Origin of the sequence: Streptomyces venezuelae (assembly GCF_008642275.1) — a bacterium.
Lineage (GTDB): Bacteria > Actinomycetota > Actinomycetes > Streptomycetales > Streptomycetaceae > Streptomyces > Streptomyces venezuelae_E.
On the sequence record NZ_CP029189.1, the window covers coordinates 5,411,648 to 5,438,621 of the forward strand.

24 protein-coding genes are annotated in these 26,974 nt (G+C 70.6%); 12 read left to right on the forward strand and 12 right to left on the reverse strand.

The window, feature by feature from the left end:
* Positions 1 to 56 precede the first annotated feature (56 nt).
* The 6 genes from DEJ51_RS24320 to DEJ51_RS24345 all read right to left on the reverse strand — a co-directional run bounded on the left by DEJ51_RS24320 (position 57) and on the right by DEJ51_RS24345 (position 6,027).
* Positions 57 to 962: a hypothetical protein gene (locus DEJ51_RS24320; RefSeq protein ID WP_150259754.1), complete on the reverse strand. Its 906-nt coding sequence runs from the start codon at positions 960 to 962 to the stop codon at positions 57 to 59.
* 80 nt (positions 963 to 1,042) lie between these two features.
* Positions 1,043 to 2,134 carry an LOG family protein gene (locus DEJ51_RS24325; RefSeq protein ID WP_150259755.1) on the reverse strand — a complete coding sequence of 364 codons (1,092 nt, stop codon included), beginning with the start codon at positions 2,132 to 2,134 and terminating at the stop codon, positions 1,043 to 1,045.
* A gap of 26 nt (positions 2,135 to 2,160) precedes the next feature.
* Positions 2,161 to 3,234, reverse strand: coding sequence for a hypothetical protein (locus DEJ51_RS24330; protein WP_150259756.1), 1,074 nt, complete (start codon positions 3,232 to 3,234; stop codon positions 2,161 to 2,163).
* Positions 3,216 to 3,974 (reverse strand): ABC transporter ATP-binding protein, encoded by a 759-nt coding sequence (locus DEJ51_RS24335; protein ID WP_150259757.1) that lies wholly within the window; start codon positions 3,972 to 3,974, stop codon positions 3,216 to 3,218. Before DEJ51_RS24335 ends, DEJ51_RS24330 begins: the two co-directional genes overlap by 19 nt.
* A gap of 185 nt (positions 3,975 to 4,159) precedes the next feature.
* The gene (locus DEJ51_RS24340; protein ID WP_190620599.1) at positions 4,160 to 5,539 is read right to left on the reverse strand and encodes an aspartate aminotransferase family protein; all 1,380 of its coding nucleotides are present in this window, start codon (positions 5,537 to 5,539) and stop codon (positions 4,160 to 4,162) included.
* Positions 5,524 to 6,027 (reverse strand): Lrp/AsnC family transcriptional regulator, encoded by a 504-nt coding sequence (locus DEJ51_RS24345; RefSeq protein WP_037686641.1) that lies wholly within the window; start codon positions 6,025 to 6,027, stop codon positions 5,524 to 5,526. The genes DEJ51_RS24340 and DEJ51_RS24345 overlap by 16 nt, the downstream gene beginning before the upstream one ends.
* Before the next feature lie 169 nt (positions 6,028 to 6,196).
* On the opposite strand from DEJ51_RS24345, the gene DEJ51_RS24350 reads away from it, so the two are divergent.
* The 3 genes from DEJ51_RS24350 to DEJ51_RS24360 all read left to right on the forward strand — a co-directional run bounded on the left by DEJ51_RS24350 (position 6,197) and on the right by DEJ51_RS24360 (position 9,451).
* Positions 6,197 to 7,636 (forward strand): gamma-aminobutyraldehyde dehydrogenase, encoded by a 1,440-nt coding sequence (locus DEJ51_RS24350; RefSeq protein WP_150259759.1) that lies wholly within the window; start codon positions 6,197 to 6,199, stop codon positions 7,634 to 7,636.
* A gap of 92 nt (positions 7,637 to 7,728) precedes the next feature.
* Positions 7,729 to 8,907, forward strand: coding sequence for a spermidine/putrescine ABC transporter substrate-binding protein (locus DEJ51_RS24355; protein ID WP_150259760.1), 1,179 nt, complete (start codon positions 7,729 to 7,731; stop codon positions 8,905 to 8,907).
* Between the two features lie 79 nt (positions 8,908 to 8,986).
* Positions 8,987 to 9,451 (forward strand): hypothetical protein, encoded by a 465-nt coding sequence (locus DEJ51_RS24360; RefSeq protein WP_150259761.1) that lies wholly within the window; start codon positions 8,987 to 8,989, stop codon positions 9,449 to 9,451.
* 87 nt (positions 9,452 to 9,538) lie between these two features.
* On the opposite strand, the gene DEJ51_RS24365 is transcribed toward DEJ51_RS24360, so the two are convergent.
* Positions 9,539 to 10,228, reverse strand: a complete 690-nt coding sequence (locus DEJ51_RS24365; RefSeq protein WP_150259762.1) for a glycerophosphodiester phosphodiesterase — start codon at positions 10,226 to 10,228, stop codon at positions 9,539 to 9,541.
* Positions 10,229 to 10,264: 36 nt separating this feature from the next.
* Positions 10,265 to 11,290 carry an adenosine deaminase gene (locus tag DEJ51_RS24370; protein WP_150259763.1) on the reverse strand — a complete coding sequence of 342 codons (1,026 nt, stop codon included), beginning with the start codon at positions 11,288 to 11,290 and terminating at the stop codon, positions 10,265 to 10,267.
* 110 nt (positions 11,291 to 11,400) lie between these two features.
* On the opposite strand from DEJ51_RS24370, the gene DEJ51_RS35605 reads away from it, so the two are divergent.
* Positions 11,401 to 12,099 (forward strand): DUF4190 domain-containing protein, encoded by a 699-nt coding sequence (locus tag DEJ51_RS35605; protein ID WP_263411713.1) that lies wholly within the window; start codon positions 11,401 to 11,403, stop codon positions 12,097 to 12,099.
* A 10-nt stretch (positions 12,100 to 12,109) separates the two neighbouring features.
* On the opposite strand, the gene DEJ51_RS24380 is transcribed toward DEJ51_RS35605, so the two are convergent.
* Together DEJ51_RS24380 and DEJ51_RS24385 are read right to left on the reverse strand one after the other, a co-directional pair.
* Positions 12,110 to 13,699, reverse strand: a complete 1,590-nt coding sequence (locus DEJ51_RS24380; RefSeq protein WP_150259764.1) for a TROVE domain-containing protein — start codon at positions 13,697 to 13,699, stop codon at positions 12,110 to 12,112.
* A 462-nt stretch (positions 13,700 to 14,161) separates the two neighbouring features.
* Positions 14,162 to 14,728 (reverse strand): NADAR family protein, encoded by a 567-nt coding sequence (locus DEJ51_RS24385; RefSeq protein WP_150259765.1) that lies wholly within the window; start codon positions 14,726 to 14,728, stop codon positions 14,162 to 14,164.
* Positions 14,729 to 14,922: 194 nt separating this feature from the next.
* On the opposite strand from DEJ51_RS24385, the gene DEJ51_RS24390 reads away from it, so the two are divergent.
* The 8 genes from DEJ51_RS24390 (at position 14,923) to DEJ51_RS24425 (ending at position 24,723) form a co-directional block, all read left to right on the forward strand.
* Positions 14,923 to 16,440, forward strand: coding sequence for a gamma-aminobutyraldehyde dehydrogenase (locus DEJ51_RS24390; protein ID WP_150259766.1), 1,518 nt, complete (start codon positions 14,923 to 14,925; stop codon positions 16,438 to 16,440).
* A 69-nt stretch (positions 16,441 to 16,509) separates the two neighbouring features.
* Positions 16,510 to 17,760: a spermidine/putrescine ABC transporter substrate-binding protein gene (locus DEJ51_RS24395; protein ID WP_150259767.1), complete on the forward strand. Its 1,251-nt coding sequence runs from the start codon at positions 16,510 to 16,512 to the stop codon at positions 17,758 to 17,760.
* A 134-nt stretch (positions 17,761 to 17,894) separates the two neighbouring features.
* A complete protein-coding gene (locus DEJ51_RS24400; RefSeq protein ID WP_150259768.1) occupies positions 17,895 to 19,043 on the forward strand; it encodes an ABC transporter ATP-binding protein in 1,149 nt (382 codons plus the stop codon).
* A complete protein-coding gene (locus DEJ51_RS24405) occupies positions 19,040 to 19,969 on the forward strand; it encodes an ABC transporter permease (protein ID WP_150259769.1) in 930 nt (309 codons plus the stop codon). The genes DEJ51_RS24400 and DEJ51_RS24405 overlap by 4 nt, the downstream gene beginning before the upstream one ends.
* The gene (locus DEJ51_RS24410; protein WP_030718627.1) at positions 19,969 to 20,775 is read left to right on the forward strand and encodes an ABC transporter permease; all 807 of its coding nucleotides are present in this window, start codon (positions 19,969 to 19,971) and stop codon (positions 20,773 to 20,775) included. The genes DEJ51_RS24405 and DEJ51_RS24410 overlap by 1 nt, the downstream gene beginning before the upstream one ends.
* Positions 20,776 to 20,817: 42 nt before the next feature.
* Complete coding sequence (locus DEJ51_RS24415; protein WP_150259770.1) at positions 20,818 to 22,236, forward strand: NAD(P)/FAD-dependent oxidoreductase; 1,419 nt, start codon at positions 20,818 to 20,820, stop codon at positions 22,234 to 22,236.
* 148 nt (positions 22,237 to 22,384) lie between these two features.
* Positions 22,385 to 22,885: a hypothetical protein gene (locus tag DEJ51_RS24420; protein ID WP_411757346.1), complete on the forward strand. Its 501-nt coding sequence runs from the start codon at positions 22,385 to 22,387 to the stop codon at positions 22,883 to 22,885.
* Positions 22,886 to 22,929: 44 nt separating this feature from the next.
* On the forward strand, positions 22,930 to 24,723 hold the full coding sequence (locus DEJ51_RS24425) for a chitinase (protein ID WP_150262118.1): 1,794 nt from the start codon (positions 22,930 to 22,932) through the stop codon (positions 24,721 to 24,723).
* Here the strand turns inward: DEJ51_RS24425 and DEJ51_RS24430 are convergent.
* Positions 24,689 to 25,225 (reverse strand): phosphatase PAP2 family protein, encoded by a 537-nt coding sequence (locus tag DEJ51_RS24430; protein ID WP_317852417.1) that lies wholly within the window; start codon positions 25,223 to 25,225, stop codon positions 24,689 to 24,691. The genes DEJ51_RS24425 and DEJ51_RS24430 overlap by 35 nt on opposite strands.
* Before the next feature lie 394 nt (positions 25,226 to 25,619).
* A complete protein-coding gene (gabT, locus tag DEJ51_RS24435; protein ID WP_030012869.1) occupies positions 25,620 to 26,966 on the reverse strand; it encodes a 4-aminobutyrate--2-oxoglutarate transaminase in 1,347 nt (448 codons plus the stop codon).
* Between the last annotated feature and the right edge of the window lie 8 nt (positions 26,967 to 26,974).

Below are 26,974 nucleotides of genomic sequence, written 5' to 3' on the forward strand. Positions count from 1 at the left end.
GCCGCGCCACCACCGGGGGACGGCCGACCGGGTGAGGGGCCCGGCCGGCCGGTGGGTCAGCCGACCGGCTCCGGCACCGGGGCCGCGGCTCCCTCGTCGGCCCCCTCGTGCTTGCCGTACCAGGCGACCGCCACGGCTCCCGCGACGGCCATGACGAAGCCGAGGACCGCGAGCCAGGCGAGGCCCGGGCGGGAGGCGTCACCGAGCCACAGGACGCCGATCGCGCCCGGGAGGACCGTCTCGCCGACGACCAGGGCGGCCGTGGCGCCGTTCACCGAGCCGATCTGGAGGGCGACCGTGTGCAGGTACATGCCGCCGATGCCCGCCACCAGGATGGCGTAGAGGGCCGGATCGGTGAGGAAGGTGCCGAGGTCGAACGGGTCCACGCCGTTCAGGATCCGGACGCCGACGCCGAGCGCGCCGAAGCCGAGCCCCGACAGCAGGCCCGCCAGGATCGCGGCGCCGCCGCCGAGGAGGCGCACGGCCACCGTGCCGCCCACCATCAGCAGCAGGGTGATGCCCAGCAGCCACCAGTGCGTGGACATCGGCGCGTGGTGGCCGCCCTCGTGGCCCGCAGCCGTCGCGAGCAGCACCAGCGCGGTGCACACGACACCGATCGAGGTCCATTCCTTCCGGCTCAGCCGGATACCGAGCATCTTGACGCTCAGTACGGCCGTGATCACCAGGTTGGCGCTGATCACCGTCTGCGAGAGGAAGAGGGGGAGCAGCCGGGCGGCCAGGGCGCCGAGCCCGAAGCCCACGAAGTCGAGGATGGTGCCGACGATGAATTCCCAGGTCATCGCCGCTTTCGCGGTGGACGACAGATTGGGGCCGCCATGGGCGGTCACTCCGGCCGCGGTCGGGGACATGCGTGCGGCACGGCGCGATCCGACGGCTTGCAGCACGGACCCCGTGCCGTAGCAGATGGACGCCGCGACAGCGGTCAGCAGGCCTATGAGCACCAAAGGCTCCGTTCACGTCTGGCAGGTTTTGCGGTACCTCTGCCAGACGTCAGAACGGGCCGGGAAGTTGCTTCCGGAGCTCAGCTCATCGACGCGAGTACGTCCGGGACCTCGTCCACCGCATCGACGAGCGCGATCCGCGACTCCATCGCGCGCCCGCGCGCCAGCGCCCGCAGCAGGGGCCAGGCCGGAAGGTGCTCGGTCCAGTGGGTCCGGCCGACCAGGACCATCGGGGCCGGCTCGCCCCGGGACTCGTAGTAGTTCGGCGTCGCGTTGTCGAAGATCTCCTGCACGGTGCCCGCCGCGCCGGGCAGGAAGACCACGCCCGCGTTGGAGCGGGCCAGCAGCCCGTCCTCGCGGGTGGCGTTCGCGAAGTACTTCGCTATGTGACCCGCGAAGGCGTTCGGAGGCTCGTGTCCGTAGAACCAGGTCGGGATGCCCACCGAGTCCCCGCCGACCGGGAAACGCTCGCGCACGGCGAAGGCCGCGCGCGCCCAGTCGGACACCGACGGAGCGAACGAGGGGGCCTTGGCCAGCAGCTCCAGGGCCTCCGCGAGGGCCTCGTCCGGGGCCGGAGCCACGTAGGCGCCCAGGTTGGCCGCCTCCATCGCGCCGGGGCCGCCACCGGTGGCCACGGTCAGCCCGGACCGGGTCAGCGCCCGGCCCAGCTCCGCGGCGCCGCGGTAGTCCGCCGCGTCGCGGGCCATCGCGTGGCCGCCCATCACACCGACGACCCGGACACCGGCGAGGTGCTCGTCGAGGGCGTCGGAGACGGCGTCGTCGTGCACGGCACGGAGCATCGAGGAGAAGACGTCACCGTCCGCCTTCGTCTCCTGGAACCAGGCGTACGCCTCCGCGTCCGGGGTGCCCTCGTACCCGTCGGCCAGCCCGGCGAAGAGCTCCTCCGGCGTGTAGAGCAGGCCCCGGTACGGGTTGAACGGCAGGTCGGGCACGGGCGGGAAGACCAGCGCGCCGTCGGCGCGGACCTTCGCCGCCGCGTCGGGCTCCATCGGACAGCCCAGGAACACGGCCGCCGAGGTGTCGGCTGCGAGCAGCGCGAAGGTCCGCTCCATCAGGTTGACCGACTGGATCCGGTAGCCGCTGAGCGAGCCGCGTGCCACGACCTGGTCGAATTCGGCGAGCGTCTCGATCTCGATGTCTGGGTTGACCATTCGGCCCACCCTAAGTGCTGCTCGTGTCAGCGGGTCAATGCCAGCGACGTCAGCTGCGCCACACCCCAGCTGAGCGGTACGCACACGGCCAGGAGCGCGGTGGCCCGCAGACTCGCGGCGGTGCGCAGGACGTTGGACGGGGCGCCCAGGTCGAGCAGGGCCGTGCGTCCGGGCAGCCGGCTCCGGCGGGCCTCCACCACGGATGTGAGAAGGGTCGCGGCGGCGCACAGGGTCACCAGGGTGACGGCCGGCCAGGTCAGCGGGCCCAGCGGGACGGGCAGTCCGCCGCGGTCGCGCAGGGCGAACGCGGTCAGGGCGCCCGCGGCCACCGAGCAGAGCACGCCGAGCGGTGGACCGATCCGGGGAGCCTCCTCCTGGAGCGTCCGCCCGGCCAGCAGCCGCAGCGCTCCCGGGCGCACGGCCTGGACCAGGCTCCCGCAGGCGTAGGCGAGCCCCGGTCCGGCCAGGGCGAGCCCGACCGCGGTCAGCGACCAGCCGACGAGCGTTCCGGCGCCGTCCCGGCCCGCGTAGGCCGAGGCCGCGAGGCCGCAAGCGGTCAGCGCGATGCCCCAGGGCAGTCCGGTCTGGGGGGCCCGCGGCGGGTGCGGGCGCAGCGCGAGGGCCGTGGCGGCCGCGGCGGTCACCGGGATCAGGGCCAGCAGGGTCAGGGCGCCCGCCACCGGCAGCGGCAGGTCGGCGTGGAGCAGCCCGGTCCCGGCCCCGTCGAACGGCAGCCCGGCCAGTTCCCCGCGCAGGTGGAGGAAGACGGCCAGGGCCAGGGCGCTGCCGAGGGCGCAGGCGACGGCGGTGGAGATGGCGGCGGCCAGCATGAGCCGGACGGGGCCCAGCCCGACGGCGTCCAGTCCCTCGCGGGGCTGGGTCGCGGGGTCGGCCCGGGCCACGACGACGGCGAAGTGGACGGTGACGGCGAGCGGGATCAGGGCCCACAGCAGGCGAGGGAACGATCCGGCGGGCTGGGCCACGGCACCGGCGAGTACATAGAGGAGGAGGAACCCGGTTCCGGTCGAGGCTGCGGCGACGAGGAGCCGCCGCAGCTGGACGAGCGGCCGGGAACCGCGGGCTAGGCGGAGAGCGAGCACGCGGCCTGGTCCTCCGTGGTGTCGGCGACGGGGGAGGCGGCGGCCGCGGCCCCCGCGAGGCGGCCGTCGAGCAGGGCGATCCGCCGGTCCGCGGCGGCCGCGGTGGCCTCGTCGTGGGTGGCCAGCAGCACGGTGATGCCGTGGGAGCGGGCCGCGGTGGTCAGCGTACGGAGCAGCAGGGCCCGCTCGGTGCGGTGCAGCGGGGCCGTGGGCTCGTCGGCGAAGATCACCGCGGGCTCGTTGACCAGGGCCCGGGCGAGTGCGACCCGCTGGCACTCGGAGCGGGCGAGGGCGCCGGGGCGCTTGCGGGCGGAGCCGGCGATGTCGAGGCGGTCCAGCCATTCGCAGGCGGCCTTGCGGGCGGTGCGGTGGGAGGCTCCGGCGAGCAGCAGGGGCAGGGCCGCGTTCTCCCAGGCCTTGAGCTCGGGCAGCAGCTGGGGCTCGTGGCCGATCCAGCCGAACCGGTCGCGGCGCAGCCGTTCGCGGACGAGCGTGCCCATGGTGTGGACGGGGAGGCTGTTGAACCAGATCTCGCCCTGCTGGGGCCGCAGTTGCCCGGACAGGCAGCGGAGCAGGGTGGTCTTGCCGCTGCCGCGGGGACCGGTCAGGGCGAGGATCTCACCCTGGCGGACTCCGACGGAGATCTCGACGAGGGCGGGGGATCTGTCGTGGGAGTAGTGAAGGGACCGAGCCCACAGGACGTCATTGTCAGGCGGGGCAATGTCGGGTGGAGCCACCATGGCGTACACCTCCGTCCGAGGGAACGAAGCGGAGCCGTTCGAAGTCACTGGCGCCGCACTGAGATGTAAAGAGATGAACCGCTTGGATGGTGACAGCACACGGCCCGGACCCCCGCGTTCTCACTCGAACGGGGGATCCGGGCCGTGTGGTTGGACTACAGCGGCTCGGGCGGTCTAAGGCCCGGTTACAGCTTGGTCCATGCCTCGGTGAGCACCGTGCGCAGGATTCCCTCGATCTCGTCGAAGGTGCCCTGGTCGGCGATCAGCGGCGGCGCGAGCTGGATGACCGGGTCGCCGCGGTCGTCGGCCCGGCAGTACAGGCCGTTCTCGAAGAGGGCCTTGGAGAGGAAGCCGTAGAGCACGCGCTCCGTCTCCTCGTCCGTGAAGGATTCCTTGGTGACCTTGTCCTTGACGAGCTCGATGCCGTAGAAGTACCCGTTGCCGCGTACGTCGCCGACGATCGGCAGGTCGTGCAGCTTCTTCAGCGTCGAGAAGAAGGCGTCCTCGTTGTCCAGCACGTGCTGGTTGAGGCCTTCCTTGTCGAAGATGTCGAGGTTGGCCAGCGCCACCGCGGAGGACACCGGGTGTCCGCCGAAGGTGTAGCCGTGCAGGAAGGTGTTGTCACCCTTGTAGAACGGCTCGGCGATGCGGTCCGAGACGATGCAGGCGCCGATCGGGGAGTAGCCCGAGGTCATGCCCTTCGCGCAGGTGATCATGTCCGGCACGTAGCCGAACTTGTCGCAGGCGAACATCGTGCCGAGGCGGCCGAAGGCGCAGATCGTCTCGTCGGAGACGAGGAGCACGTCGTACTCGTCGCAGATCTCGCGGACCCGCTGGAAGTACCCGGGCGGCGGCGGGAAGCAGCCACCGGCGTTCTGCACCGGCTCCAGGAAGACGGCGGCGACGGTGTCGGCACCCTCGAACAGGATCTCCTGCTCGATCTGGTCGGCGCACCAGCGGCCGAACGCCTCCGGGTCGTCGCCGTAGATCGGGGCGCGGTAGATGTTGGTGTTCGGCACCTTGTGCGCGCCGGGGACCAGCGGCTCGAAGGGGGCCTTGAGGGCCGGCAGGCCCGTGATGGACAGGGCGCCCTGCGGGGTGCCGTGGTAGGCCACCGCACGCGAGATGACCTTGTACTTGGTGTGCTTGCCCTGCAGCTTGTAGAACTGCTTGGCGAGCTTCCAGGCGGTCTCGACGGCCTCGCCGCCACCGGTCGTGAAGAAGACCTTGTTCAGGTCGCCCGGGGCGTAGTCGGCGAGGCGCTCGGCGAGCTCGACGGCCTTGGGGTGGGCGTACGACCAGATGGGGAAGAACGCGAGTTCCTGGGCCTGCTTGTACGCGACCTCGGCCAGTTCCTTGCGGCCGTGACCGGCGTTGACCACGAACAGTCCGGCGAGACCGTCGAGGTAGCGCTTGCCCTTGTCGTCCCAGATATAGGTGCCCTCGCCCCGGACGATGGTGGGGACGGGGGAGTTCTCGTAGGACGACATGCGGGTGAAGTGCATCCACAAGTGGTCGTACGCGGTCTTGGAGAGGTCCTGGCTCACGGTTATCGGGTTCCCCACATGTAGGTCTGCTTCTTCAGCTTCAGGTAAACGAAGCTTTCGGTTGATCGCACGCCGGGGAGCGTGCGGATCTTCTTGTTGATCGTTTCGAGCAGGTGGTCGTCGTCCTCGCAGACGATTTCCACCATCAGGTCGAACGACCCCGCGGTCATGACCACGTACTCGCACTCGGCCATGGCGGTCAGCGCGTCGGCCACCGGGTCGAGGTCGCCCTCGACGTTGATGCCGACCATGGCCTGCCGTCGCAGGCCCACGGTGAGCGGGTCGGTGACGGCGACGATCTGCATGACGCCCTGGTCGAGCAGTTTCTGCACCCGCTGACGCACGGCCGCCTCGGAGAGGCCCACGGCCTTGCCGATCGACGCATAGGGACGGCGACCGTCCTCCTGCAGTTGCTCGATGATCGCCAGGGACACAGCATCGACCGAAGGGGACGGTTGTCTGTTCCTGGAATCTGCGCTTCGACTGACCACGACCTCACTCTGCACGAGGGTCGTCTGTTCCGCAAGGCGTAATCGATGAAATCCGTTGTTTGGCAACTCGGATCTCACTGATTTCGTAGGTGGTGGCGTCCGGGTCTGTCGAAAGCCTCCGCCGAGGGGCTAGGCTTTGGTAAACGTCTCAATCGTTGGACATGTGATCAGGAGTGTGGCTGTAGTGACCACCGAACTGCGTCGTCTGCGCAACTACATCGGCGGGGAGTTCAAGGACGCCGCCGACGGGCGGACCACCGAGGTGGTCAACCCGGCCACCGGCGAGGTGTACGCCACCGCCCCGCTCTCGGGCCAGGCCGATGTGGATGCCGCCATGGCCGCTGCCGCGGCCGCCTTCCCGGGCTGGCGTGACACCACCCCCGCGGAGCGCCAGAAGGCCCTGCTGAAGATCGCGGACGCCTTCGAGGCGCGTGCGGACGAGCTCGTCGCCGCCGAGTCGGAGAACACCGGCAAGCCGCTGGCTCTCACGGCCAGCGAGGAGCTGCCCCCGATGGTGGACCAGATCCGCTTCTTCGCGGGTGCCGCACGGCTCCTGGAGGGCCGTTCGGCCGGCGAGTACATGGAGGGGATGACCTCGATCATCCGCCGTGAGCCGGTCGGTGTCTGTGCCCAGGTCGCGCCGTGGAACTACCCGATGATGATGGCCGTGTGGAAGTTCGCCCCGGCGATCGCGGCGGGCAACACGGTCGTGCTCAAGCCGTCGGACACCACCCCGGCCTCCACCGTCCTGATGGCGGAGATCATCGACTCGGTGCTGCCCAAGGGCGTGTTCAACGTCGTCTGCGGTGACCGTGAGACCGGCAAGGCCATGGTCGAGCACTCCACCCCGGCGATGGCCTCCATCACCGGCTCGGTGCGTGCGGGCATGCAGGTCGCCGAGAGCGCCTCCAAGGACGTCAAGCGCGTCCACCTGGAGCTCGGCGGCAAGGCCCCGGTCGTGGTCTTCGAGGACGCCGACATCGCCAAGGCCGTCGAGGACATCGCGGTCGCCGGCTACTTCAACGCCGGCCAGGACTGCACGGCCGCCACCCGCGTGCTCGTGCACGAGTCGATCCACGACGAGTTCGTGGCCGCGCTCGCCAAGGCCGCCTCCGACACCAAGACCGGCCAGCCGGACGACGAGGACGTGCTGTACGGCCCGCTGAACAACCCGAACCAGCTCAAGCAGGTCGCGGGCTTCATCGAGCGCCTCCCCGCCCACGCCAAGGTCGAGGCGGGTGGCCACCAGGTCGGCGAGAGGGGCTACTTCTACGCCCCGACCGTGGTCTCCGGCCTCAAGCAGGACGACGAGATCATCCAGAACGAGGTCTTCGGCCCCGTCATCACCGTCCAGTCCTTCGCGAGCGAGGGCCAGGCCCTGGAGTACGCGAACGGCGTCGAGTTCGCCCTCGCCTCCTCCGTGTGGACCAAGGACCACGGCCGTGCGATGCGGATGTCCAAGAACCTCGACTTCGGCTGCGTGTGGATCAACACCCACATCCCGCTCGTCGCCGAGATGCCGCACGGCGGCTTCAAGAAGTCCGGCTACGGCAAGGACCTCTCCGCCTACGGCTTCGAGGACTACACGCGCATCAAGCACGTGATGACCTCGCTCGACGGCTGACCGGCCGCATCGATCACAGCACAGCGTTGACGGGGCGGGCAGTAGACAACATGTCTATTGCCCGCCCCCTCGCGTTCGCCGAGGCTGTGCCCATGCCCGAACTCGCCTTCTCCCGCCGTTCCGCGCTGTACGGCCTCGGTGCCGCGGGCCTCACGGCCGCCCTCGCCGGCTGCGGCGTGCCCGCCGCCTACGTCCCGGAGGAAGGGCGCGGGGGACCCGACCGTTCCGAGCGGGACCGCAGTGTCACGTTCTCCAACTGGCCGCTGTACATCGACACCGACGAGGAGGACGAGGAGCGCCGCCCGACGCTGGACGCCTTCTCGGAGCGCACCGGCATCGAGGTCCGGTACACCGAGGAGATCAACGACAACGACGAGTTCTTCGGCAAGGTCAGCCCGGCCCTGATGAACCGCCAGGAGACCGGCCACGACCTGATCGTGGTCAGCGACTGGATGGCCGCCCGCTTCGTCCACCTGGGCTGGGCCCAGAAGCTGGACCGGTCGGCCCAGCCCAACGTGGCCCGGCACCTCGACCCGCAACTGCGTTCCCCCGCCTTCGACGAGGGCCGGCTGCACACCGTCCCCTGGCAGTCGGGGATCACCGGCATCGCCTACAACCGCAAAGCCCTCGGCCGGGAGATCAGGTCGGTCAAGGACCTGTGGCAGCCGGACCTGGCGGGCAAGGTCACCCTCTTCTCCGGGCTCGACGAGTCCTTCGCGCTGCTCATGCAGGGCGACGGCGTGGACGTCACCCGCTGGACCGAGTCCGACTTCCACCGGATGTGCGACCAGGTCGAGAGCATGGTGAAGAAGAAGCACATCCGCCGCTTCACCGGCAACGACTACACCTCCGATCTGAGCAAGGGCGATGTCCTCGCCTGCCAGGCCTACTCCGGTGACGCCATCCAGCTCCAGGCCGACAACCCCGACATCGAGTTCGTCGTCCCGGAAGAAGGGGCCGAACTCTGGGCCGAGAGCCTGCTCGTCCCCAACCTGGCCCGGCACAAGGCCAATGCCGAGGCCCTCATCGACCACTACTACGCGCCCGAGGTGGCCGCCTCGCTCGCCGCCTCCGTCAACTACGTCTGCCCCGTCCCGGCCGCCCGCGAGGTCCTGGCCGCCTCCGGTGACCAGGAGACCGCCGAACTCGCCGAGAACCCCCTGATCTTCCCGGACGACGACATGCGCAAGCGGCTGGTCGTGGCCCGGGACATCTCCTCGGCCGAGCGCCGGTCCCTCGCCAGGCGCTGGAACGCGATCGTCGGCCTCTGACGGGACGGCGGGAGGCGAGTATTGAACACGTTCAGCAAATTGGCTGAACGTGTTCAGAAATGGGCGTAGGCTTCCTTCCATGAGCGAGAGAAGCGCCCTTCAGCGGCGTATCCGTGCCTGGTTGACCCTGTTCCTGATCTGCCTGGTGCTCAGCGGTCTCACGGCCTTCCCCCTGGTCAGTGAGCTTCGTTGGGCCAACGCCCTGGTCGACCACGAGTGGCTGCGACGGGTGGGCGACGGACTGGAGCGGGCCGACGCCGACTACCCCTTCCTCCTCTACGGAACCGACTGGCTCGCCTTCGCCCACCTCGTCATCGCCGTCTTCTTCTACGGGGTCCACCGCGACCCGGTACGCAACATCTGGATCGTCGAAGCCGGCATGATCGCCTGCGCCGGAGTGATACCGCTGGCCCTGATATGCGGCCCGATCCGGGGCATCCCCTTCTGGTGGAGCGTCATCGACATGTCGTTCGGCGTCTTCGGCGTGATCCCCCTGCTGGTCCTCCACCGCATGATCAAGCGCCTTGAGGCCATGCCCGCGTGACGCCGGCGGCCGCCTGCACCAACAGGGTCAGCCCCCGGTCCTGCAGACGGGCATCCGCGGTGCGGACCCGCTCGCCGAAGGCCCGTATCACCGCCCGAGCCCGGCCCGTACGGCCGTCAGCGCGTCCAGCCGGTTCGTGGTGATCGCGTCGACCCCCGCCGCAACGAGGCTCTTCATCGTCCGCCGGGTGTCCGCGGTCCAGGCCGACACCAGCAGCCCTTCCCGGTGGAGCGCGTCCACCAGGTCCCGGCTCACCACTCCGAAGCGGTAGTTGAGCCAGCGCGGTGCCACGGCGTCGATCAGTGTCCGCCGCGGCGGACACAGCGAGGTCCAGGTCAGCGCGATCTCCGCGCCCGGATCGGCGGCGCGGACCGCCAGCATCGTGTTCGGCCCCGCGCAGTAGTACGTCCGCTCGCGCGCCCCGCAGTCGCGGACCTCGCCCACGACGATGCGCACCGCCTCGGGGGTGGCGCCGGGCAGGTCGAGCATCAGCCGGCCCGGCCCGGCGGCCGTCAGGGCGTCGCGCAGCGTCGGAACCCCGCCCAGCGTCAGCGCCTTCAGCTGCGGGGCCGTGACGTCGTCGAGGCGGACATCGTGGCCCCACAGCCGCTGGAGCGTTTCGTCGTGGAGGAGCACCGGCACTCCGTCCCTGGTCAGCCGTACGTCGATCTCGACGGCGTCCGCCCCGCGCGCGAAGGCGGAGCGGATCGAGGCCAGGGTGTTCTCACGGACACGGTAGGGATCGCCGCGGTGGCCGACGGCAGTCAGAGTGCTCATGTGCCCATTGTCGGGCCCGCAGTTGCCGGGGACGCGTCAGCGCGCGAGCCATTCGGCGGTGTAGGCGTCGATCTCCGCGGTCAGCTTCGCCTTGCCGGCCGGGTCCAGGAAGGAGGCCTCGACGGCGTTCTTGGCGAGCTGCGCGAGCCCGCGCTCGTCGAGGTCGAGGAGGCGGGCGGCCACCGCGTACTCGTTGTTGAGGTCGGAGCCGAACATCGGCGGGTCGTCGCTGTTGATGGTGACGAGCACGCCCGCCGCGACCATCTCCTTGACCGGGTGCCGGTCGAGGTCGGTCACCGCGCGGGTCGCGATGTTGGAGGTCGGGCAGACCTCCAGCGCGATGCGGTGCTCGGCGAGGTACGCGAGCAGCTCCGGGTCCTGGGTCGCGCTGGTGCCGTGGCCGATGCGCTCGGCGCCGAGCTCACGGATGGCGTCCCAGATCGTCTCCGGGCCGGTGGTCTCGCCGGCGTGCGGGACGCTGCGCAGACCGGCGGCGCGGGCGGCGTCGAAGTACGGCTTGAACTGCGGGCGCGGGACACCGATCTCGGGACCGCCGAGGCCGAAGGAGACCAGGCCCTCGGGGTGCAGGTCGACGGCGAGCCGGGCGGTCTCGGCGGCGGCCTCCAGGCCGGCCTCGCCGGGAATGTCGAAGCACCAGCGCAGGATGACGCCGAGTTCGGCCTCGGCGGCCCGGCGGGCGTCCTCGATGGCCTCCATGAAGGCCTTCTCGTCGATGCCGCGACGGGTGGAGGAGTACGGGGTGATGGTCAGCTCGGCGTAGCGGATGTTCTGCCGGGCCATGTCGCGGGCGACCTCGAAGGTGAGGGTGCGCACGTCGTCCGGGGTGCGGACCAGGTCGACCACCGACAGGTAGACCTCGATGAAGTGGGCGAAGTCGGTGAAGGTGAAGTAGTCGGCGAGGGCCTCGGGGTCGGTGGGGACCTTCGAGTCGGGGTGCCGGGAGGCGAGCTCGGCCACGATGCGCGGGGATGCCGAGCCGACGTGGTGGACGTGGAGTTCGGCCTTGGGCAGCCCCGCGATGAAGGGGTGCAGGTCGGTCATGGGGGTGCCTCCGGGAGGACGCGGGTGCGGGCAGGACGGGATTCATCGTAGGCACGCCCGTGACTGTCGGTGGCAGCGCTTAGCATGGCTGTACGAGAGGGGGGCGCCGTATGACCGACAGCAGTCCCGAGCCGAGAGACCCGTGGGCGCCGCCGGAGCGGCCGGCGGTCGAGCTGGGCAAGCAGCAGGGGGTGCCGGGCTCGCCGGGCGTGTCGGGCCCGCCGTCCGTACACGACCAGCCGACCCTCGCCGGGATGCCCGGCGACCAGTTCCCCCCGTCCGCACCGGCTCCGGCGCAGACGGCGACGCCGACTCCGCCCCCGATGACCGGCCCGCCCGCGTCCGCGGCGTACGGGTATCCGGCCCAGCCGGGCTACGGATACCCCGGCGACGCCGGATACCCCGCCCAGACCGGCCACCCGGGGTATCCCGGTTACCCGGGCTATCCGGGACACCCGGGCCAGGGCGGATACCCGCTGCCCTACGGGGCGCAGCGCAGCAACGGCTTCGGCATCACCGCGCTCGTCCTCGGGATACTCGCGGTCATCGGCTGCATCACCAGCTTTTTCGCCGTGGTGCTCGGGATAGCCGCGGTCGTCTTCGGCGCCCTGGGCCGGGGCAAGGCCCGCCGCGGCGAGGCCGACAACGGCGGGATGGCGCTCGCCGGCATCATCCTGGGCGCGGTCGGCATCGTGCTGGGCGCCCTGATGATCGCGCTCATGTTCATCGGCTTCATGGACCGGGATGCCGAAGAGGACTCGCACTACGACAGCCCGTACGACAACTCGCAGGTGCGCGAGAAGGTCTGACCCGGCCGCCTCAGGAAGCCCAGGGCCAGTCGGCGTCCCGGCCCGCCTCGATCAGGGACACCATCCGGAAGGCCCCGTCCGTGAGCCCGCCGAAGGCGTGCCGGTTCGCGGAACCGGAGGGCGCGTGCCCCACCCGGTAGCCGGCCAGGTTCCAGGTGTAGACCGGAACCGCGTCCGGCACCTCGGCCGTCGGATCGCCGCCGAGGCGGTACGAGGCGGCCTGCTCGTCGGTGACGATCAGCACCCGGTCGTGGCCGTCGTAGTGCTCCTTCACCGCCTTGGCCGTGTAGGTCCCGCCGAGCTGCCCGAACCGGTCCAGCACCTTCAGCACGGACTCGCCGCGCCGGTACGGGACCGCCTCGCTGGTCGTGCCGAACTGAACCAGGTCGGCCTGCTCGGCCCGCAGCGCCAGCGCCGCTGCGAAAACGGCCGCGGCGTCCGCCCGGTTGAGCTCGGAGCGGTCCGACAGCGGCGACCACATCGACCCGGACCGGTCGACGAGGACCAGGGTCCGGCCCGCCAGCGCCGGTACGTTGGCCAGCGAGTGGCCGAGCGCCTGCTCCAGCGGGTACGACCAGCGCAGCGAGGAGGCGTGCTGATAGGCGGCCAGATAGCGGAAGGGGAACTGCCGGGACCGGGCGACGGCCTCCGGGTCGCAGATCCTCGCCGCGACCTGAGCGGCCACCGTGTCCGAGACCCCGGCCCGGTCGAAGTTCCGCAGGTTGCGCAGCAGCGCCATCGCACCCATGGACGGGATGACCGCCTCCCATGCGTCCGAGTCCATCGGCCCCTGCAGCCAACCGGCCAGCGACTCCCAGGTCATGCCCGCCGCAGCGAGCCGCTCGGCGCCGTCCGGGGCGAGGACCACGGCGCGTCGTTCGGCGACCGGCAGCTCCATCAGAGCCCGGTGGGCGACCAGGGTGCGGTTGCCCGCCGGGACCCGCGCGTCCTGCGGGTTGTGCCTGCGGTCGAGGGCGTGGCGGAACAGCTCGCCCTGCCAGGGCTTGGCCGGGTCGGGCGAGGCGTGCACGAGGTTGAGGACGTCGCCGAAGCGGTAGGCCTTGGAGTCGGTGTCGTACTTCAGGAGCGAGGTGGCGGAGTAGAGCCGGCGTACCGCGTCGGCGATTCCGCGCTTGACGGGCTTGGGCACGTTGCGTCCGTACGTCGCCGTCCAGTAGGCCAGCAACTCACCGGGCTCGTCCGCACGCCGCAGTACGGAGTCGACCACCTGACGGTTCGAAGGCCCTTCGGTGACGCCCGCGTCGAGCCGTGCCTTCACGTACTCGGCGGCGCCGACGAGCGAGGCGGTCCGCATGTTCGCCTCCCCGCGGAGCCAGCCCAGCAGACCGGCGGTCCAGAGGGGATCCCGGGCGGCGAGGGTCCGCACGAGCGCCGCGAACCGGTCGTCACGCTCCTCGCCGCTCTCGTACGCGGTCCGCTGCGTCACGAGGTTGGCGACGGCGAGCAGGAACAGCTCGGAGCGCGGGTCGCGCAGGTGGCCCGGGCCGCCCTGAGCGGTACGGGCGGGGCCGGTGGAGCGCACCGGCGAAACGGGCGAGAGAGGCGCCGACTTGGACGCGCGCAGGTTGAAACGAGCCATGAGAATCCCCCCGAATTCGATGGAAGCGGGGGAGGCGTTGCGTGAGGGATGCCCGAGATCGGGAGTCGGCGGCGGACCATATGCCCGACGAGCTGCCTGACTGCTCCACCGGCCCGTTCCCTCGCGGGTGACGAGCCGGGTGGGATTCGAACCCACGACCTCCGGGTCCCGGAAGTAACCGTCGCCTGCGCACCGGGCGTCCCCCACGCGTGCCTCCCGAGATCAAGGTGGCGGCGGCCTGGGTGTCTTTGCAAAAGAAGGAGCCGCAGCCCGCGCACCGGGAGGTGCGTGACATGGGTGTCCAGAGATCGGAGCCGACGCAACCATGCGGTGCTCTACCAGCTGAGCTACACCGGCCGGAGCCGGCGGCGGGATTCGAACCCGCGGCAGTCGAAGTAGGTCTCGCCTTCGCACCTGGACGCTGATCACGTTAGGCGGCCCGTCCGGGCCGCCGCCACGCATTTACGCCGGACCCGCGCCGTCCGCCTCGCGCAGCCGCTCGCGGGCCTCCATCAGGGCGAAGCCCAGCAGGTTCAGCCCCCGCCAGCGCGCCGGGTCCAGGGCGCGCTCGTCGTCGGCCGCCAGCCCGATGCCCCAGATCCGGTCCATCGGGCTCGCCTCCACCAGCACCCGGCTCCCGGTGCCCAGCAGGTACCCGCGCAGCGCCGGGTCGGAGCCGAACTTGTGCACGCTGCCCTCCACCACCAGGGCGAAGCGCTCCCGCACCCATATCGCGTCGTCGAAGCCGCGCACGAGCCGCCCGACCTTCTTCGCCTCCGCCGGGCTCTTCGCCTCCACGGCGGCCCGCTCCGCTTCGGCGTCGCCGAAGAGCCGGGCCTTGCCGGCCATCATCCAGTGTTCCGCGGTCGCATAACGGACGTCACCGACAGTGAAGGAAGCGGGCCACCACTGGCTCAGGCAGCTCGGACCGAGCCTTCCGTCCGGCTGCGGGCGGTGCCCCCAGAACGGCAGGTACTTCACCCGTTCACCGCGGCTGACCTGCTTGATCAGTTCGTCCATCATCTCCATGCACGCGAGTCTGGCAGTCGCCACTGACACTTCGTACGGGATTTTCGGTGTGCCTCGACACATGGTCGACCGATTCCGTCGCGTAATCAAAAGGCAACAACGGAATCACTTGGCCGAGGGCATCACCTCTGCCAGGATCGGCACTCAATTCGAGCTGTAGCTCGAACTGTAGCTACGGAGAGCGTGAGAGCGTTATGGGCAACCGCTTCCAGGTCAAAGACCGCTTCGCGGACGGCGCGCAGTACATCGACGGGCAACTGAGGTCCGGCACCTCCGGACGGTCACACACGGTGGTCGATCCGGCCACCGGAGACGAGGTCCTCACCTACGAGCTCGCGAGCACCGCGGACGTGGACGAGGCCGTCGCCGCCGCCAAGCGTGCCTTCCCCGGCTGGTCCGGCGCCACCCCCGGCGAGCGTTCGGACGCCCTGCACCGGCTGGCGGCCGTCCTGGCCGAGCAGGCGGAGGACTTCGCGTACGCCGAGTCCCTCCAGTGCGGCAAGCCGATCAAGCTGTCCACGGAGTTCGACGTACCGGGGACCATCGACAACACCGCCTTCTTCGCGGGCGCGGCCCGGCACCTCCAAGGGCAGGCGGCCGCCGAGTACTCGGGCGACCACACCTCGTACGTACGCCGTGAGGCCATCGGGGTCGTCGGCTCGATCGCGCCCTGGAACTACCCGCTCCAGATGGCCGCCTGGAAGATCCTCCCGGCGATCGCCGCGGGCAACACCATCGTCCTCAAGCCCGCCGAGCTCACCCCGCTGACCTCCCTGATGTTCGCGCAGGCGGCCAAGGACGCGGGCCTGCCCGACGGCGTGATCAACATCGTCACCGGCGCCGGCCGCGAAGCCGGAGAGCACCTGGTGGGCCACCCCGACGTGGTGATGACCTCCTTCACCGGTTCGACCGCCGTCGGCAAGCGGGTCGCCGAGATCGCCACCGCCACCGTCAAGCGGCTCCACCTGGAGCTCGGCGGCAAGGCCCCCTTCCTGGTCTTCGACGACGCCGATCTGGAGGCCGCGGCCCACGGCGCCGTCGCCGCCTCCCTCATCAACACCGGCCAGGACTGCACGGCCGCCACCCGCGCCTACGTCCAGCGCCCCCTGCACGACGCCTTCGTCTCCCGGGTGGCCGAGCTGATGGAGGGCGTCCGCCTCGGCGACCCCTTCGCGCCCACGACCGACCTGGGCCCCCTGGTCTCGCACGCCCAGCGCGACCGGGTCGCCGCCTTCGTCGAGCGCGCCCGCGCGTACGCCAGCGTCGTCACCGGCGGCGAGACCCCGGCCGGGGACCTGGCCGGGGGCGCGTACTACCGGCCCACCCTCATCACCGGCGCCGCCCAGGACAGCGAGGTGGTCCAGTCCGAGATCTTCGGCCCGGTCCTCGTCGTCCTGCCCTTCGACACCGACGACGAGGGCCTCGCGCTGGCCAACGACACCCCGTACGGACTCGCGGCCTCCGCCTGGAGCCGTGACCTCTACCGGGCGAACCGGGCCACCCGCGAGATCAAGGCGGGCTGCGTCTGGATCAACGACCACATTCCGATCATCAGCGAGATGCCCCACGGGGGCTACAAGGCCAGCGGCTTCGGAAAGGACATGTCGACCTACTCCTTCGAGGAGTACACGCAGGTCAAGCACGTGATGTACGACAACACGGCGGTAGCCGAGAAGGACTGGCACCGCACGATCTTCGGGGACCGTCCGTAACCATCCGCGGCCGACGCCGCGTGGGCCCACCGCCTGACCAGCGGTACACCTCCCGAAAGGGCACAGCGCATGGAGCAGTTCGAGCCCGACCGCCTCTCGGCGGCGCAACTCGCCGCGATGCGGCGCAGCCTTGACAGCGGGCGCGGCGCCCTCACCCGCCGCTCGCTGCTGCGCGCCTCCGGAGTCGGAGCGCTCACCCTGGGAGGGCTGTCCGCCCTCGCCGGGTGCGGGATCCCGCCCGCCAAACGCGAGGGCGACGCGGCAGTGGCCTCCGACGACCACTCGGACCGGGAGAAGGAGATCAACTTCTCCAACTGGACCGAGTACATGGACACCAGCGAGGACGAGAAGAGCCGTCCCACGCTGGAGGAGTTCACCAAGCGGACCGGCATCAAGGTCAAGTACACCGAGGACATCAACGACAACGTCGAGTTCTTCGGCAAGATCCGCCCCCAGCTCGCGGCCGGCCAGGACACCGGCCGCGACCTGATCGTGGTCACCGACTGGCTCGCCGCCCGCATCATCCGCCTCGGCTGGGCGCAGAAGCTGGACCCCGCGCACCTCCCGCACGCCTACGCCAACCTGATCCCGCAGTTCCGCACCCCCGACTGGGACCCGGGGCGGTCCTACAGCTACCCCTGGACCGGCATCGACACCGTCATCGCCTACAACGAGAAGGCGACCGGCGGCAAGAAGGTCGACTCCGTCACCCAGCTGCTCGACGACCCCTCCCTCAAGGGCCGCGTCGGCTTCCTCACCGAGATGCGCGACAGCGTCGGCATGACCCTGCTCGACCAGGGCAAGGACCCGGCCACCTTCACCACCGCCGACTTCGACGAGGCCATCGGCCGGCTCCAGAAGGGCGTGGACAAGAACCAGATCCGCCGCTTCACCGGCAACGACTACACCTCGGACCTCGACAAGGGCGACATCGCCGCCTGCCTCGCGTGGGCCGGTGACGTCATCCAGCTCCAGGCCGGCAACCCGGACATCAAGTACGCCATCCCCGCCCCCGGCTACATCACCTCCAGCGACAACCTGCTGGTCCCCGCGAAGGCCCGGCACAAGGCCAACGCGGAGAAGCTCATCGACTTCTACTACGAGCCCGAGATCGCCGCACAGCTGGCCGCGTACATCAGCTACGTCTGCCCGGTCGAGGGCGTCAAGGACGAGCTGGCCAAGATCGACCCGGCGCTCGCGGACAACCCCCTGATCGTCCCGGACAAGGCGATGGCCGCCAAGGCCCACGCCTTCCGCTCGCTCACCAGCGAGGAAGAGACGGCGTACGAGGAGAAGTTCGCCAAGCTCATCGGCGCCTGACGCACGCCCCGCGGCGGGCCGGCCCCGCCGCACCGCGGCGCCGGCCGCCGGACCCCTCCGGCGGCGGTCCGGCCCGCTCCGCCCAGCTCCGCCGAGCCTTCGACCCCTTGACCCACCCAACCCCGGGACCATCCATGACTGACAAGACCGCGGGCGGCGACGTCCGCCTCTCCGGGATCAGCAAGCACTACGGGACCTTCACCGCCGTGCACCCGCTGGACCTCACCATCCCCCAGGGCTCCTTCTTCGCGCTGCTCGGCGCCTCCGGCTGCGGGAAGACCACCACCCTGCGCATGATCGCCGGCCTGGAGGAGCCCTCCACCGGCACGGTGCACCTCGGCGACCGGGAAGTCACCGACCTGCAGCCGTACAAGCGCCCGGTCAACACGGTCTTCCAGAGCTACGCGCTCTTCCCGCACCTGAGCATCTTCGAGAACGTCGCCTTCGGGCTGCGCCGCCGCGGCATCAAGTCGGTCAAGAAGCAGGTCGACGACATGCTGGAGCTGGTCCAGCTCGGCCAGTTCGCCCAGCGCAAGCCGCACCAGCTCTCCGGCGGCCAGCAGCAGCGCGTCGCCGTCGCCCGCGCCCTGATCAACCACCCCCAGGTACTCCTCCTCGACGAGCCGCTCGGCGCCCTCGACCTCAAGCTGCGCCGCCAGATGCAGCTGGAGCTCAAGCGGATCCAGACCGAGGTCGGCATCACCTTCGTCCACGTCACGCACGACCAGGAGGAGGCCATGACCATGGCCGACACGGTCGCGGTGATGAACGGCGGCCGCGTCGAGCAGCTGGGCGCCCCCGCCGAGCTGTACGAGAACCCGGGCACCACCTTCGTGGCCAACTTCCTCGGCACCTCGAACCTCATCGAGGCGTCGGTGGACTCCACCGGCTCCGAGGTCGTCGTCTCCGCCTCGGGTACGAAGCTCCGGCTGCCCGCGGCCCGATGTTCGACCACCCCCCGCGCCGGCGGAAAGCTCCTGGTCGGCGTGCGCCCGGAGAAGGTGTCCCTGGTCCCGGCCGAGGAGGAGGACACCATCGCGGCCGGCCGCAACAAGATCACCGGCCGGATAGCCGCCTCCTCCTTCATCGGAGTCTCCACCCAGTTCGTCATAGACAGCCCCGTCTGCCCCGAGCTGGAGGTCTACGTCCAGAACATCGAGCGCGACGGCCGCCTGGTCCCCGGCGCCGAGGTGGTCCTGCACTGGAACCCGGAGCACACCTTCGGCCTCGACGCGGCCCAGGACATCGACGCGGGCATCGAGACGGTGGAGGAGAGCGCATGACGACCACCGCGGCGCCGCCCCAGGCGCCCGCCTCCACCGAACCCCCGGTGCACAGGGCGTCCCTGCGCAAGCGGCTGGTCCCGTACTGGCTGCTGCTCCCCGGCATCCTGTGGCTGCTGGTGTTCTTCGTACTGCCGATGGTCTACCAGGCCTCCACCTCCGTGCAGACCGGCTCCCTCGAAGAGGGCTTCCAGGTCACCTGGCACTTCGGGACCTACTGGGACGCCTTCACCGAGTACTACCCGCAGTTCCTGCGCTCCCTGCTCTACGCGGGCACCGCGACCGCGCTGTGCCTGCTGCTCGGGTACCCGCTGGCCTACCTGATCGCCTTCAAGGCCGGCCGCTGGCGCAACCTGCTCCTCGTCCTGGTCATCGCCCCGTTCTTCACCAGCTTCCTGATCCGCACGCTGGCCTGGAAGACGATCCTGGCCGACGGCGGCCCGGTGGTGGGCGTCCTCAACAGCGTCGGCTTCCTCGACGTCACCAGCTGGCTCGGGATGACCGAGGGGGACCGGGTGCTGGCCACGCCGCTCGCGGTGGTCTGCGGTCTGACGTACAACTTCCTCCCGTTCATGATCCTGCCGCTGTACTCCTCCCTGGAGCGCATCGACACCCGCCTCCACGAGGCGGCCGGGGACCTGTACGCCCGCCCCGCCACCGTCTTCCGGAAGGTGACCTTCCCGCTCTCGATGCCGGGCGTGGTCTCCGGGACCCTGCTCACCTTCATCCCGGCGAGCGGCGACTACGTGAACGCCGAGCTGCTCGGCTCCACGGACACCCGGATGATCGGCAACGTCATCCAGTCGCAGTACCTGCGGATCCTCGACTACCCGACGGCGGCCGCGCTGTCCTTCATTCTCATGGCCATCGTGCTGATCATGGTGACCATCTACATCCGCCGAGCGGGGACGGAGGACCTGGTCTGATGCGCAATCCCCTCACCTGGCTGCGGCGCAACCTGGTCGTCATCGCGGGCCTCGGCACGCTCGCGTACATGATCCTGCCGAACGTCGTCGTCACCGTCTTCTCCTTCAACAACCCCACCGGGCGGTTCAACTACGCCTGGCAGGAGTTCTCCCTCGACGCGTGGAAGGACCCCTGCGGCGTCGCCGACATGTGCGGCTCCCTGTCCCTCTCGCTCCAGATCGCGCTCTGGTCCACCCTGGTCGCGACCGCGCTGGGCACCGCGATCGCCTTCGCGCTCGTGCGCTACCGCTTCCGGGCACGCGGCGCGGTCAACTCGCTGATCTTCCTGCCGATGGCCATGCCCGAGATCGTGATGGCGGCCTCGCTGCTCGCCCTCTTCCTCAACATGGGCATCCAGCTGGGCTTCTGGACGATCCTGATCGCCCACATCATGTTCTGCCTCAGCTTCGTCGTCGCCGCCGTCAAGGCGCGTGTCCTGTCCATGGACCCGCGGCTGGAGGAGGCTGCCCGCGACCTCTACGCCGGCCCGGTGCAGACCTTCGTACGGGTCACGCTGCCGATCGCGGCACCCGGTATCGCGGCGGGCGCGCTGCTCTCCTTCGCGCTCTCCTTCGACGACTTCATCATCACCAACTTCAACTCGGGCAACACCGTCACCTTCCCCATGTTCGTGTGGGGCTCGGCCCAGCGCGGTACGCCCGTGCAGATCAACGTCATCGGTACGGCGATGTTCGTCATCGCGGTGCTGGTGGTCCTCGCCGGCCAGATGGTCGGCAACCGCCGCAAGAAGGCACAACCGAAGTAATTCGGGAAAGCACGTCATCAGTTCCGTAGGGAGTTGGAAGCCATGGCCCCAGTCGCCATGCGTAGTGTTGCTGCATCACTTTCCGAAGCGAAGCCGGTCTCGTACTGGCTGGACGACCCCGGCAAGCCCGCCGCCGAGCCGGCGCTCACCTCCGACGAGCGCTGCGACCTGCTCGTCATCGGTGGCGGCTACAGCGGACTGTGGACCGCCCTGATCGCCAAGGAGCGCGACCCCGGACGGGACGTCGTCCTGATCGAGAGCAAGGAGGCGGGCTGGGCCGCCTCCGGCCGCAACGGCGGATTCTGCGCCGCCTCCCTCACCCACGGCCTCAGCAACGGAATGGCCCGCTGGCCCGGCGAGCTGGCCAAGCTGGAGGAGCTGGGCGCCCGCAACCTCGACGCCATCGAGGAGGCCGTCGCCCGCTACGGCATCGACTGCGACTTCGAGCGGACGGGCGAGATCGACGTCGCCACCGAACCGCACCAGGTCGAGGAGCTGCGCGAACTGCACGAGGACGCGCTGCGCCTGGGCCTGGCCGACGGCTCGGAATGGCTGGACGGCGAGGCGGTGCGCGCCGAGGTCGACTCGCCGACCTTCCTCGCGGGCCTCTGGGACCGCGACGGCGTCGCCATGCTCAACCCGGCGAAGCTGGCCTGGGGCCTCAAGCGGGCCTGCCTGGAGCTCGGGGTGCGGATCTACGAGAACACCCGCGGCCTGAAGCTGGCCCAGGCCGGTGCCGGGATGACCGTGACGACCCCCTACGGCACGATCCTGGCGCGCCGGGTCGCCCTCGGCACCAACATCTTCCCGTCGCTGGTCCGCCGCGTCCGCCCGTTCACCGTCCCGGTCTACGACTACGCGCTGATGAGCGAGCCGCTCGACGAGGCCCAGCTGGCCGCGATCGGCTGGAAGAGGCGGCAGGGGCTCGGCGACAGCGCCAACCAGTTCCACTACTTCCGCATCACCCGCGACAACCGGATCCTGTGGGGCGGCTACGACGCGATCTACCCCTACCGGGGGAAGCTCGACTCCGAATACGACCACCGCCCCGAGACCTACCTCAAGCTCGCGGAGCACTTCTTCACGGCCTTCCCGCAGCTGGAGGGGCTGAAGTTCAGCCACGCGTGGGGCGGCGCGATCGACACCTGCTCGCGCTTCTCCGCCTTCTTCGGCACCGCGTACTCGGGGAAGGTGGCCTACGCGGCCGGCTACACCGGCCTCGGCGTGGGGGCCACCCGCTTCGGGGCGGACGTGATGCTGGACCTGCTGGACGGGCTCTCCACCGAGCGCACGAGGCTGGAGATGGTCAAGTCCAAGCCGATGCCGTTCCCGCCCGAGCCCTTCGCCTGGACCGGGATCGCGCTCACTAAGTGGTCGCTGGCCCGTGCGGACGCCCGGGGCGGACACCGGAACCTGTGGCTGAAGGCGATGGACAAGCTCGGCCTCGGCTTCGACAGCTAGCACCTGCTCGCCCCCGCGACGGCGTGCGGCGGCGGTCACCGTGTGACCCGGTTCACTACCATGGAGTAACGAAACCCGCGTCATACCTGCGCCCGGCCCCGCTCTCTCCAGGTGAGAACCCTCACCTACAGGGAACGGAGGCCGGGCGATGACGATCCCGGGGGCCAAGACGGCGGTGGACTGGCTGGTATCGGTGGCGCCGGATCCGGATGCCTGCCGGTGGGACTGGGAGCGCAACCCCCTCGGGGTGGCCCTGCTGCCCGCCGGCCGGCAGTGGGACGTGCTGATCCTGCCCGGGCAGCTGGGACGGCCCACCTTCGACGTACTGAGCCTGCTGCTCGACCGGCCCGGCCCGGTGCTCGCCGACTTCGGCGACTCCAGGCTGGGCTTCTTCGTGCCCGCGGGCACGGCCTCGCGGTGGCTCGGTACGGGCGTACGGGGTGCCGGGCGCGGGAGCTGGATCGTGGTCCCGTATCCCGGCCGGGCGACGGGCGGGGTGCGCTGGCTGGTGCTCCCGGACGGCGAGGGGACGCTCACCGATCCGGCCGTGCTGGAGCTCGCGATGCACGAGGCGGCCGCGCGCGTGCTGGCGAAGGAGGCCGGAAGCCTTGACAAGGGCATTGGTCTGGACCATCTTGGGCGCCGCTGAACCCTCCATCCCCCCATGTACCGGAGGCAGTTGTGCGCAGAGTCATGTCCGCCCTCACGGCCGCCGCCCTCGCGGTGGCCGGCTTCCTCGCCGCGGGCCCGCCGGCCGCCGCGGCCGACGCCGACCTCGTACGCAACGGCGGCTTCGAGTCCGGCCTCGACGGCTGGAGCTGCTCGGCCGGCAGCGGAGCCGCCGTCACCGCACCCGTCCACGGCGGAAGTTCCGCCCTGAGGGCCACCCCGGCCGGCCAGGACAACGCCCGCTGCTCCCAGACCGTCACCGTCAAGCCCGACTCCGCGTACACGCTCGCCGCCTGGGTGCAGGGCGCGTACGTCTACCTCGGCGCGAGCGGCACCGGCACCACCGACGTGTCGGCCTGGACGCAGACCCCGGGCGCGTGGAAGCAGCTGACCACCACCTTCCGCACCGGCCCGGCCACGACCTCCGTGACGGTCTACACCCACGGCTGGTACGGCCAGGGCGCCCACCTCACCGACGACCTCACCCTGGTCGGCCCGGACCCCGGCGGTCCCGGGCAGCCCCGGCCCCCGGCCGCCCCCACCGGCCTGACCGCCTCAGCCACCTCCTCGACCTCGGTCGCCCTGTCCTGGTCCGCGGTGCCCGGCGCCACCTCGTACACCGTCCACCGGGACGGCGCCGCGCCGCTGTCCGTCACCGCGGCCTCGGCGTCCGTGACCGGCCTCGCCGCGGCGACCACGTACACCTTCCGGGTCAGCGCGGTGAACGCCGCGGGCGAGTCCCCGCAGAGCGCGCCCGCCTCCGCGACCACGCCCGGGGGCGGCGGCGGCGGCGGAGGCGGCCTCCCCGCACACGCGCTCGTCGGCTATCTGCACGCGAGCTTCGCCAACGGCTCCGGATACCTCCGGATGGCCGACGTCCCCGCCTCCTGGGACGTCGTCAACCTCGCCTTCGGCGAACCCACTTCGGTGACCTCGGGCGACATCCGCTTCCGGCTCTGCCCGGTCACGGAATGCCCGAACGCCGAATCCGAGGCCGAGTTCAAGGCGGCCGTCAAGGCCAAGCAGGCGGCCGGCAAGAAGGTGCTCATCTCGATCGGCGGTCAGAACGGCCAGGTCCAGCTCGCCAGCACGGCCGCCCGTGACACCTTCGTCTCCTCCGTCAGCAAGATCATCGACGAGTACGGGCTCGACGGCCTGGACATCGACTTCGAGGGCCACTCCCTGTCCCTGGCCACCGGAGACACCGACTTCCGGGCGCCCACCACCCCGGTGGTCGTCAACCTGATCTCGGCCGTGAAGACCCTGAAGGCCAGGTACGGCCCCGGTTTCGTCCTGACCATGGCCCCGGAGACCTTCTTCGTGCAGCTCGGCTACCAGTACTACGGCTCCGGCCCCTGGGGCGGCCAGGACCCGCGCGCCGGGGCGTACCTCCCGGTCATCCACGCCCTGCGCGACGACCTCACCCTGCTCCACGTCCAGGACTACAACTCGGGCCCGATCATGGGCCTCGACAACCAGTACCACTCCATGGGCGGAGCGGACTTCCACATCGCCATGACCGACATGCTGCTCACCGGCTTCCCGGTCGCCGGGAACGCGGCCCGGGTCTTCCCGGCCCTCCGGCCGGACCAGGTCGCCATCGGCCTGCCGGCGACGGCCAACGCGGGCAACGGCCACACCTCGCCCGCGGAGGTGAACAAGGCGCTGAACTGCCTGACGAGGAAGGCCGACTGCGGGACCTACCAGACCCACGGCACCTGGCCGGGGCTGCGCGGCCTGATGACCTGGTCGATCAACTGGGACCGCTTCGGAGGCTGGGAGTTCAGCCGGAACTTCGACGCCTACTTCGGCGGCTGACCCGGTCGGCCCACCCCACGCCGAGCAGCAGCGGCGTGCACATCAGCAGGCTGGCCAGGACGTCCAGCGGCCAGTGCCACCCGCGCAGGACCAGCCCGACGGCCGTCGCCCCCGTGAGCACCAGGGCGGCGGCCGTCGGCCACGGCCTGCGGCTGTACGGGCGCAGGAGCAGGGCCGCGCCGAGGTACGCGACGGCCGCGGTGGCCGTGTGCCCGGAGGGGAAGTAGCCGGCGGCCCAGGGTTCCAGGGGACCGGGCCGGGCGGTCCACTCCTTGAACGGGATGACCAGGGCCGGTACCAGGGCCATCGCCAGGCCCGCGGCCGCGGCGGCCGCGCGCCGCCCGCGCCGGGCGGCGTAGGCCATGGCCAGGACGAGCACGGGCACGGCGACCGGGACGTTGCCGAGGTCGGAGAGGCGCTCGGTGACCGGGTCCGGGACGGTACGCACCAGGACGCGGCTCAGCGCGTGGTCCGGGGTCAGCAGCGGGCCGGAGACCAGCACCTGCCAGGTGACCAGGGAGAAGAGGAGGCCGCAGACGGCGGCGGTCAGGAGAGGAGTGGCCGGCCGTCCCGGAACAGGGGGGATGGTTCCGGGACGGCCGCCCGGATCGGGTTGCCGGGCGCCCCGGGGGGTTTGGGGCGAACGGCTGTCCGATCGGTGAGGAGTGTGCGCGAACGCATGCCCAGTACGGTGCTGGGGAAGCCCAGTACTGGTGTCGCCCCCGGTTTCCCTGGAGCGGGGTGTCTCACTCATCTGCAGAAACCGTACGGCAGAGGAAGGGGGACCGACAGCAGGATCGCGCTCCCGCCATCGGCCCCCCACAGCTTCTTCACAGCGTCCGCCCGTTACCGCCGGTAGAGGCCGGTCGCAGCGTGCGAACGTTCTAGCCGTTCGCTCAGATGGCCGTGCCGATGGCCGCGAACGCGGCCTCGATGAGGTCCAGGCCCTCGTTCAGCAGGTCCTCACCGATGACGATCGGCGGGAGGAAGCGGAGCACGTTGCCGTAGGTGCCGCAGGTGAGGACGAGCAGGCCCTCGGCGTGGCAGGCCTTGGCGAGCGCGCCGGCCGCCTCCGGGAACGGGGTCTTGGAGACCGGGTCCTTGACGAGCTCGATCGCGATCATGGCGCCGCGGCCGCGGATGTCGCCGATGATGTCGTACTTCTCCTGCATGGCCGTCAGGCGGGCCTTCATGACGGACTCGATCTTCTTCGCCGCGGCGTTGAGGTCGAGCTCCTTCATGGTCTCGATGGAGCCGAGCGCACCGGCGCAGGCCACCGGGTTACCGCCGTAGGTGCCGCCCAGGCCGCCCGCGTGCGCGGCGTCCATGATCTCGGCGCGGCCGGTCACGGCGGCGAGCGGCAGGCCGCCCGCGATGCCCTTGGCGGTGGTGATCAGGTCGGGGACGATGCCCTCGTCCTCGCACGCGAACCACTGGCCGGTGCGGCAGAAGCCGGACTGGATCTCGTCGGCGACGAAGACGATGCCGTTGTCGTTGGCGAACTTCACGATCGCGGGCAGGAAGCCCTTGGCCGGCTCGATGAAGCCGCCCTCGCCGAGGACCGGCTCGATGATGATCGCGGCGACGTTCTCGGCACCGATCTGCTTGGTGATCTGGTCGATCGCCTGGGCGGCGGCCTCGGGGCCGCAGTTCTCGGCACCGGTGGGCCAGCGGTAGCCGTAGGCGACCGGGACGCGGTAGACCTCGGGGGCGAACGGACCGAAGCCCTGCTTGTACGGCATGTTCTTCGCGGTCAGCGCCATGGTCAGGTTCGTACGGCCGTGGTAGCCGTGGTCGAAGACGACGACGGCCTGGCGCTTGGTGTACGAGCGGGCGATCTTGACGGCGTTCTCGACGGCCTCGGCGCCGGAGTTGAACAGGGCCGACTTCTTGGCGTGGGTGCCCGGGGTCAGCTCGGCGAGGGCCTCGCAGACCTCGACGTAGCCCTCGTACGGGGTGACCATGAAACAGGTGTGGGTGAAGTCGGCGAGCTGCGCGGAAGCGCGACGCACGACGGCCTCGGCGGAGGCGCCGACCGAGGTCACGGCGATGCCGGAGCCGAAGTCGATCAGGCGGTTGCCGTCGACGTCCTCGATGATGCCGCCGCCCGCGCGGGCCGTGAAGACGGGCAGCACGGAGCCCACGCCACCGGCCACGGTCTGGAGGCGGCGGGCCTGCAGCTCCTGCGACTTGGGGCCGGGGATCGCGGTGACGATCTTGCGCTCCTGCGGAACAGCGGTCATAGGGGGCT